The following is a 7326-nucleotide window of genomic DNA, read 5'->3' on the forward strand; positions in this document are numbered from 1 at the left end:
AGGGATGGAAGTTTGATGTCAGAGTCTTTATTCGAGCAGGCAAGTCAACGACTAGCCGATGCGATCGCCCATGTTGATGTTTCTGAGGATGCGATCGAGCGCCTCAAATCGCCAAAAGCGAGTTTGCAAGTTTCTATTCCCGTGCGGATGGATGACGGAACCTTAAAAGTTTTTCAAGGCTATCGCGTGCGCTATAACGATTTGCGGGGTCCCACTAAAGGAGGAATCCGCTTCCATCCCCATGTCAATATGGATGAGGTGACATCCCTCGCATTCTGGATGACTTTTAAATGTGCGGCAGTGAATTTGCCCTTTGGTGGGGCAAAGGGGGGCGTAGCGGTCGATCCCAAACAACTATCTAAATTTGAACTAGAGCGACTCAGTCGGGGATATATCAATGCGATCGCTGATTTTATGGGTGCTGATGTGGATATTCCCGCCCCCGATGTCCAAACCAATCAGACGATCATGGGTTGGATGGTCGATGAGTATAACAATATTCAGCGTCGGCTTTGTCCTGCGGCGATTACTGGCAAACCGATTGCTATGGGCGGCAGCTTAGGTCGAGAAACCGCAACGGGCTTGGGTGCATTTTTTGCGATCGAAACTCTCATGCCCCTATTGGGAATGCATCGAGAACAAACCACCGTGGCGGTGCAGGGTTTTGGCAATGTGGGATCGGCGATCGCCGATCTACTGAGCAAGGCTGGCTATAGGGTTGTGGCGGTCAGCGATTCTAAAGGTGGAATTTATGCACCGCAGGGGCTAGATGTACCGAGTATTATTCAATATAAAAATTCGACGCGCACTTTTCAAGCGGTGTATTGTCAAGATACATTGTGCAATATCGTCGATCATCAAAGGATCACGAATGAGGAATTGCTAAAGCTAGATGTGGATTTTTTGATCCCCGCAGCTTTAGAAAACCAAATCACTGAAAGCAATGCCGACGATATTCGTGCTAAGTACATTTTTGAGATTGCCAATGGACCTGTAACTCCTGCGGCGGATGCAATTTTAGAGAAGCGAGGAATTGTGGTAGTGCCCGACATCCTAGTAAATGCTGGCGGGGTCACTGTTAGCTATTTTGAATGGGTACAGAATCGGAGCGGATTGTATTGGACGTTGGAAGAGGTGAACGATCGCCTCAAACACAGCATGATTGCCGAGACCTTAAGCATTTGGAAAATCGCGGATCGAAAACAAACCTCAATGCGCACTGCTGCCTATATTCATGCCTTGACGAGACTAAGTGAAGCGATCGAGGCAAAAGGAACTCGCACCTATTTCATTCAATAGTCATCAAGATTAATAGAGGATCCAGAAAAAGAATTGGTGGCGCAAAACGCCACCAATTCTTTTTCTCATATTTTCTCGGTATAGCTGTAATTTCTAAAACAGACTTAAAGGACAATAAGTGATAACTTAAAAAAGAGATCATACCTAAGGCGGTTGCGCAACCCCTAATAGGCATAAATACTAGCTCCCCCTACTCCGAGAAGATATCTCTATGTACAGATTTCAGGTAAAGGCTTCCACCCAAAATGGAGAAATGATTGGCATAGTTGGCTCGATTCCTCAGTTAGGGTTGTGGAATACCAAAAAATATTTACCTTTACAAACATCGCGCGATCGCTATCCAATTTGGTGGATAGATGTCGCAATTGATGCTTCTAGTTTGCCTGAATTGCAGGAGAAAATTGAATATAAATATGTGCGCATCGATGCGGATGGCAAAGCGCAATGGGAGACCGATGATGGTGCTAATCGCTGGGTTCCCATAGAGCCAGAATACCTTAACTCCAAAACTTCAACCATCATCGTTGATGATACCCCCTTTGGGTTTATTAATGCCTATCCCTACGGCTATTTTGAAAAAGCGATCGCTCCAGTTCCAGCGCCACTTTCGCCCGATGGATTGAAGGTCTTAGTGATTGGTAGCTCTGTGGCACTGGGCTGTAGTGCTTGGCTACTAAAGGGCTGGGCAAGTCACCTCGGAAAAGCCCTAAGCGAAAAGTATGGGCATCAAACGATCAACCGATCGCAGTTAGGGGCGAATGTCACTAGTACGATCGAGCGCTTCGCATCGGTAGTTGTACCAGAGAAGCCAGATATCGTGATTATTGCCCTTTCCCTTGGCAACGAAGGGCTAGCCTATTGTCGTCCTCATGATCGCCGAGCCGTCCAGCGTCGCTTTGAGAGCGGGCTGTTACAACTCATCAAAATGACCCAAGATTTGGGCGCGATCCCGATAATTGGAGGTCTATACCCCCATGGAGATTACCATCCTGAGCATAACTGGCTATTGCGCGATACCCATCATCGAATGCTGGGTTGGTCAGTGCCGATGCTCAATTGGCTTGATGCTTTGGATAATGGCTATGGGGGATGGAAATCTGAAATATATACAGATGTGGCGCACCCCAATACCCTAGGACATCAGATGATGTTTGAGTCCATTAATCTGGATTTGTTTCAGATGGAACGCGATCGCCTCAAGACGCTCCAAACCAAGACCGATCACAAAAACTTAGAAGAGATCCGCGTTTACAAGGATAAATTTGGTTTCCAAATCCTTGCCTGTCCCGAAGCTCAAACCCTGCGAATTATCAACGGTTCGGCATATCCCTACAACATCACCGCCACTTGGAAAGAATTACAAGAAGCCCTAAAACGCAAAGCAGGGTTAACTTTTGGCACATCATACATTTCCAAAAATGATGAGCTAGGAGTTTTGCCAATCCTATCCGTGGGCTTTAACGGTTCAATTGAAAATACAGTAAATGTTCCGATTGGAGTCGATCTTCAGTATTGCGCTGCCCTCAAGTTTTTTGCTCCTCAAAATGCGGAAATCCTCTACTACGACGGACATCTAGGCATTCTCAAAGAAAGCGATCGCACAATTCGCATCATCAACGAATCCTATGAAGAATACAATATCCACCCGATGTGGAAAGAGATTCGGTCAGCGCTAGCGGCGATGCCTGCGGGAGTCTATCACGATCCCGTTCATCCCGATGCACCATTTCGCACGATGATGATCGGCGATCGCGGTTTGGAGAGTCGAGTCAAAGCTCCCGCCAAATCGACGATGTTACTAAAATACAAGTGTAAATTGTCAGAAATCAATCGGATTGCGATTTTACCTCTAGGCGATCGTTGTGCCGCCAGAATGCTTTTGTATAAAATGGAATATGATGGGCCAGCCTTTCCCTTTGATTTGACCCGTTCCACCAATCTCGGTGATGTGACCGATCTGGTAGTCAATGACTTCAAAGACATGTGGAATCCTGCTTATCTCCATTACAATCCCCAAGAGAGAAGGATCTACCATTCTAAGTGGTCTGGACTATCCTTCGGGCATGAGGTCGAAGATAATGAAGATCCTGTAAATAACATACATCCTATTCACGAGAGAATGCGAGTTCGCTACTCAGCAAGGGCAAGCAGATTTTTATACACTCTCAAACATTGTGATGAAGTACTGTTTATCCGCACTGGTGTCACTAATCGAGACTATGTAATCGACTTAATCGATAAATTGACAATTAAATGTCAAGGTAAGCCCTTCCGAGTTTTGCTCATTTCCAAGCAAGCATCCGATGAGTTCGCGAATATTCCCAATTTATTGCATTACGATCTCTATTTCAGTCCCGATGGAATGTATGACAGTCAAGAGTATTGGATGGAATGCACGAAAGCCATGAAGGAAATCCTTGAATCTCTCGGTATATCTAGCCAAAATCTATTCTGGTGTCCGCCCAACCCTGAAGCTTAACTCCAAGCAAAGCTAAAACCTAGGCAGAGAATCGCAAAGCGATTCTCTGCCTAGGTTTTAGTATACTTAGTCATAGTAACGTAAGAGCATGTTTGAGAAGATGAAATATCTGGTAAGACAATCATTCATTCTTTTATTACTTACATTTTCCTTTGGGGCTTGTCAACCAGCTCCAAAGGAAGGAATACAATTGCTTAAAACTCAAGAGGAAATGCAAAAAGAAGTAAGTCGCTTCATCCCACTTGGTATTTCGATTCAGCAAGCAAGGCAGATCATGAGGGACAGTAAATTTAGTTGTGAAGATATAAAAAACGGTTTTTTTGTTGAAAAAAGAGACGACAATGGGCATCTAATCGGCGAACAAACTATTGTTAGAGGAGATTTCTTGTCATGCGGAATAACTCACTCATATTTTATAGCTAGTACTTCTTGGCAGGTTTCTCTCTTACATAAAAATAATAGAGTAATTATGGTTTACGCGGTGATATACCATCAAAATTTGTAACTCGAATTGACCAACTGATTTATAGCCTGATCGCATAATCCTTTTGTCCTGTAATAAAGTGTAATCTATAAAATGAAACAAACTGTAAAAAGCAAAAAATTTCTCAAATATCTTCTTCTTTTATTTTCATTTTTTGCTTTGATTTTATTCACTATAAATGCACTTATTATAAACCAACAAGATATTGGCAAAAAGTCCTCTAAACATGCCATACATCCTTCATCTCTTTTTCACAGATTTAGTTTTTCTTCAAAAGGTAAAATTGGATATTTTAATGTTTTGGGACAGGTTGTCATCAAGCCTATATTTGATAATGCGGGTGAATTCTCAGAAGGTCTAGCATGGGTTAAGTTAGATGGTAAATATGGCTACATAGATATACAAGGGAATCTAGTTATTACTCCTCAGTATGACTATGCAACAAATTTTTCGGAAGGGATAGCGTCTATTCAGCAGAATAATAAGAAGGGATATATAAATAGAACAGGAGAAATAATAATTTCTCCTGTTTTTGACGAAGCTCATGCTTTTTCTGATGGTTTTGCAAATATTAAATATAAAGGTAAACTTAACTACATAAATAAGGCTGGAAAATTACTTCTTTCTTCTTATGGAGATAAAGATTATTATGAATTAGAGGACATCTTGCCTTTTCATGATGGCTTAGCAGGGGTTAAAATTTCAAATAAATGGGGATACATTAATAAAGAAGGTAAGATCATTATTCCTACTCAATTTGATATTGTTAGTAGCTTTCATGAGGGGCTTGCAAGTATCGGAATCAGAGAAAGGTATGGCTATATAAATAAAAATGGCAACATAGTTATTTCTCCAAATTATTATTATGCTGGAAACTTTAACGAAGGTCTAGCGCCAGTTCGGAATAATACATATAAATTTTCTTATATTGATAAGAGTGGCAAAGAAATAATTCCTTATAAGTATGATGATGCCGATTCTTTTTCTGAAGGTCTTGCATCAGTATCAATCGGAAATAATTGGGGATATCCACGGGGATACATTGATAAAAGTGGTAAAATGGTGATTCAAGCTCAATTTACACATGCTCTGAATTTCAAGAATGGATTAGCACCTGTGATTACGACAGATTTCTGGGGATCTAAAAGTGGATACATTGATAGAGAAGGAAAATTCGTCTTTGATTCCAATTGAGATCGCTATATCTTAGACTTTTCGCAAAAATATATTGGTTTAGCTTTAGAAATATTTTTGATTTTTAAGCGATCATTTTTCTCTTGGATTGAGATGTGATCGCCTATTTTCTAGTAATAATTCATAAACTGAACAAGCGATTTTAAAATGGTATATGCAAGAATCTACAAGCGATCGCTCTATTCAGGAATATCACCGAAAAAATCTCTGTTGTGAAGTAAATGTGTAAAATAAAAGCCTTAATTTGCTTTGTCCTAATCGTGATTCTATATTTCTTTTTGGTTTGGATTAATGATGATGATTATTATCCTAAAATCCCGAATCTTGGTGAAGTTAGAAATATTCGTCTACGGCGAACCTTGGGAGAAAGAAAATATTGGTGCATTGATAACAAGGAAGATATTGCTCAAATCTTAGATTTTCTTAAGGAACAATCTAAAGAAAAATGGAAACGTTTTCCAGATGATAGACAATTTGTAACTGGTGACTATCCTTATTGGGCAGTTTTTGAAGGTTCACTACATAGTATTGGTTATGGAAGTGGTAAGCTTAGGATAAACGAATACGGCATGAAAAATGATGTATTCAAAGATTCAGGATATAAATCTATTTCCAAGCAAGATGAAGAGAGATTATTGGAGTTAACACGAGTTATAGGAGATAAAAAGTATAAACTTATAGATCCCAACTCTAATAGTGGTATTGGTTGTTCTTGAAATTCACTATTTCTGTATCTAGGCATACTAATTTAATCGCCTAGCCTGATCGCATAATCCTATAGTCTATTAACGAAAGACAACACACCGCTCTTTAAAATGGTTAGCCACCATGCTAAACTAAACCGTCATGCGAACGGACACCCTATTTTTCCAACTATTCCAAACCTTCCACACCCTACTATTCGAGCTAATTGATCGCCCGATCGCAGAAGCAGAAGGATACAAATTTAGCTCAGCCTAGATCAAAGAAAAAGCATTTCGGTTTGACGGGATCTTCATGCCCACCGCCAACGACAAACCCATTTTTTTAGCAGAAGTCCAATTTCAACTCAAAGAAGACTTCTACAGTGAATTTCTAGCGGAAATCTTCCTCTATCTCAACCAATATCGCCCGATCCAAGACTGGCAAGCCGTAGCCATATTCGCCAAACACAACAGCGAACCAACACCCGACAAATTCTGCCAAGACCTAATCAACTTAGGGCGAATTAAGCGCGTATATCTAGAAGACTTGCGGCAACAAACAAATTCCCATGCGATCGAGATTATTCAGCTAATTTTGGCATCAGAGAAAAAAGCACCAACCATAGCCAGAAAACTAGCTAAAAAAGTCGAACAAGAAACAAACACCGAACTGAGAGATAGCGTAGTAGAATTCATAGAAGCAGTACTAGTATATAAATTCCCAAAACTAAGTCGTCAAGAGGTTGAAGCCATGTTTAGTCACAGCGATCTAAAGAAGACCCGCGTTTACCAAGATGCAGTACTGGAGGGGCGACAAGAGGGTTTACAAATTGGCGAACAGCGCGGTTTACAAATTGGTGAACAGCGTGGCTTGGTAAAAGGTCAGTCGGCAATGTTACTACGCCAACTAACTCGCAAATTTGGCAAAATATCCCCCAGAATAAAATCTCAGATTCCTAAATTGTCTGTCGCACAGCTAGAAGATTTAGCCGAAGCAATCTTTGACTTGCAATCATCTGCCGATTTAAGCGCTTGGATAAAAAAACATCTGGCACGTTAAGAGACTGTCAAGCATTTTGTGTAAAGTCTAGAAGCTAGATGTGGAGACGATCCTCAAAGAGGATAGCAAATCGATTAAGGGCGGGTTTCCAATCGCGAATGGGCATTGTCCATTTCTTAGAAATATT

6 protein-coding genes and 1 pseudogene are annotated in these 7326 nt (G+C 41.0%); all 7 read left to right on the top strand.

All coding sequences use genetic code 11. The features are described 5' to 3' along the window. Positions 1-15 precede the first annotated feature (15 nt). The 7 genes and pseudogenes from PseudUWO310_RS08140 (at position 16) to PseudUWO310_RS23765 (ending at position 7199) form a co-directional block, all read left to right on the top strand. On the top strand, positions 16-1299 hold the full coding sequence (locus PseudUWO310_RS08140) for a Glu/Leu/Phe/Val family dehydrogenase (protein ID WP_142600191.1): 1284 nt from the start codon (positions 16-18) through the stop codon (positions 1297-1299). Between the two features lie 211 nt (positions 1300-1510). Then, a complete protein-coding gene (locus PseudUWO310_RS08145; RefSeq protein ID WP_142600185.1) occupies positions 1511-3778 on the top strand; it encodes a DUF1796 family putative cysteine peptidase in 2268 nt (755 codons plus the stop codon). Between the two features lie 88 nt (positions 3779-3866). Continuing rightward, positions 3867-4283, top strand: a complete 417-nt coding sequence (locus tag PseudUWO310_RS08150; RefSeq protein ID WP_142600186.1) for a hypothetical protein — start codon at positions 3867-3869, stop codon at positions 4281-4283. 72 nt (positions 4284-4355) lie between these two features. Further along, complete coding sequence (locus PseudUWO310_RS08155) at positions 4356-5456, top strand: WG repeat-containing protein (RefSeq protein ID WP_142600187.1); 1101 nt, start codon at positions 4356-4358, stop codon at positions 5454-5456. A 278-nt stretch (positions 5457-5734) separates the two neighbouring features. After that, positions 5735-6172 carry a hypothetical protein gene (locus PseudUWO310_RS08160; protein ID WP_190315947.1) on the top strand — a complete coding sequence of 146 codons (438 nt, stop codon included), beginning with the start codon at positions 5735-5737 and terminating at the stop codon, positions 6170-6172. 130 nt (positions 6173-6302) lie between these two features. Next, positions 6303-6884: pseudogene (locus PseudUWO310_RS23760) on the top strand (Rpn family recombination-promoting nuclease/putative transposase); the annotation flags it as partial. A gap of 6 nt (positions 6885-6890) precedes the next feature. Beyond that, a complete protein-coding gene (locus PseudUWO310_RS23765; protein ID WP_317845552.1) occupies positions 6891-7199 on the top strand; it encodes a DUF4351 domain-containing protein in 309 nt (102 codons plus the stop codon). Positions 7200-7326: the final 127 nt, after the last annotated feature.

Source organism: Pseudanabaena sp. UWO310, from assembly GCF_006861605.1.
In the GTDB taxonomy this organism is placed as follows: Bacteria; Cyanobacteriota; Cyanobacteriia; order Pseudanabaenales; family Pseudanabaenaceae; genus Pseudanabaena.